Origin of the sequence: Amycolatopsis sp. NPDC059021 (assembly GCF_042739895.1) — a bacterium.
Classification (GTDB): domain Bacteria; phylum Actinomycetota; class Actinomycetes; order Mycobacteriales; family Pseudonocardiaceae; genus Amycolatopsis.
Map to the genome: position 1 here is coordinate 6091 of NZ_JBHYIQ010000129.1, position 2019 is coordinate 8109.

A 2019-nucleotide genomic window follows, 5' to 3' on the forward strand; every position below is an offset into this window, starting at 1 on the left:
GGGGGGCGGCGGGGGCGGGGCGCGCGCGCGCCCACGGGCTGGGGGGGGGAGTATCCCCCCCCCCCGGCGGCGGGGCGCCCGCCCCCCCCCCCCCCCCCCCCTCGCTGGGGTATGTCCTCCTGACCGCTCGCAAGCCTGACTGAGGAAGCGCGGAGACCATGCAGACGACAGAAGAGACGATCCGCGGCCTGTTCGGCAGACTGACCGGGGACAACAAGCACCTGGCGGCCGCGACGTCCACATTGGACGCCATCTGGGTGCTCTACGACCGCGTGCTGAACGTGTCGCCGGAGAACATCGACGATCCCGGCCGGGACCGCTTCTACCTCTCCAAGGGCCACGGGCCGATGGCCTACTACACGATGCTCGCCGCGAAGGGCTTCATCGAGCCGGAGATGCTGGACACCTGGCGGACGTTCGGTTCCCCGCTCGGCATGCACCCGGACCACGTGCTGGCACCCGGCGTGGAGATCAGCAGCGGTTCGCTCGGCCACGGCCTCCCGCTCGGCGTGGGGACCGCGCTCGGCCTGCGTGCCCAGGGGCACGACGCCCGCGTGTTCGTGCTGATGGGCGACGGCGAGTTCGACGAGGGCAGCAACCACGAGACGATGGCCATCGCCGGGCGGCTCGGGATCGACCGCCTCACCGCGATCGTGATCGACAACAGGACGGCGAGCCTCGGCTGGCCGGGCGGTATCGCCAAGCGCTTCGAAATGGAGGGCTGGCACGCGTCCACAGTGGACGGACGGGATCACGACGCGCTGTACGAGGCGCTGACCGGGGAACCCGACGGGCGGCCGCGGGCCGTGGTGGCGGAGGTCCTCCCGATCGCGGAAGGGAGCGCGGCATGACCGCCCAGCTGACCAGGAAGCAGATGCGGACCGTCTGGGCCGACACCATGGTCGAGTCGCTGGCCACCGATCCCAGGCTGGTCGTGCTGACCGCGGACATCTCGTCGTGGTTCTTCTGGGACGCCAAGAAGGAGTACCCGGACCGGGTGCTCAATCTCGGCATCCGGGAGCAGGCGATGATCGACATCGCCGGTGGCTTCGCGCTCACCGGTATGCGGCCGATGGTGCACACCTACGGGCCGTTCCTGATCGAGCGGCCGTTCGAGCAGATCAAGATCGGGCTCGGGCACCAGGACGTCGGCGCGGTGCTCGTCAGCGTCGGCGCCTCCTACGACGACCCGTCGTGGGGCCGGACGCACCAGGCGCCCGGTGACGTGGCGCTGCTCGACACCCTGCCGGGGTGGACCGTGCACGTGCCGGGCCACGAGGACGAGGTCGCGCCGCTGCTGCGCAAGGCGATCGCCGGCGACGGACGGGTCTACGTGCGGCTGTCCGAGCGGGCCAACAGCGAGGCGGTCCCGGTCTCCGACGGCTTCACCGTGCTGCGCCGGGGGAGTGCCGGTGTCGTGATCGCGGTCGGCCCGATGCTGGACCAGGTGCTCGCCGCGACGGCTGCAATGGACGTAACCGTGCTGTACGCGTCGACGATCCGGCCGTTCGACCACGCCGGCCTGCGTGCCGCGGTGGGCGCCGCCCAGCCGAATGTCGTGCTGGTCGAGCCGTACCTGCGGGGGACGTCGGCGTTCGAGGTGACCGAGGCGCTCGGCGACGTACCGCACCGGCTGCGGTCGTTCGGCACGTGGCGCGACCGCGAGGCCCGCGTCTACGGCACGGCCGAGGAACACGACCGGTTGTTCGGCGTGGACGCCGAGGGCCTGGCCGAGTCGATCAGCGGCTTCCTGCGCTGACCCGCCGGATATTTCATCGGGAGGCTTGCGTTCCCGGGGAACGTGACGCGTGAACCGTTGGGGCACAACGGGTGTACTCCCTTGTGATCGGAGGAAACCCGATGAGCGGCTCCGTCGGCAGACGTACGTTCCTGACCTCTGCCGTGCTCGCGCCGGCCGGCGCCGGTCGGTTCGGCGCGCGCACCACCACCGCCTCGGGGGCGGGGCGGGGAGCACCCCCCGCGCCCCCCCTGGGTGTGCACGAATAACGCGGCCCCGGG

Annotated in this window: 2 protein-coding genes; both read left to right on the top strand. The window is 71.7% G+C overall.

Annotation, left to right across the window (positions count from 1 at the left end; translation table 11 throughout):
* The first annotated feature begins 158 nt into the window (after positions 1-158).
* Positions 159-851 carry a thiamine pyrophosphate-dependent enzyme gene (locus tag ACFWX1_RS43090; protein WP_378395682.1) on the top strand — a complete coding sequence of 231 codons (693 nt, stop codon included), beginning with the start codon at positions 159-161 and terminating at the stop codon, positions 849-851.
* Positions 848-1759 carry a transketolase family protein gene (locus tag ACFWX1_RS43095; RefSeq protein WP_378395683.1) on the top strand — a complete coding sequence of 304 codons (912 nt, stop codon included), beginning with the start codon at positions 848-850 and terminating at the stop codon, positions 1757-1759. The genes ACFWX1_RS43090 and ACFWX1_RS43095 overlap by 4 nt, the downstream gene beginning before the upstream one ends.
* Positions 1760-2019 lie beyond the last annotated feature (260 nt).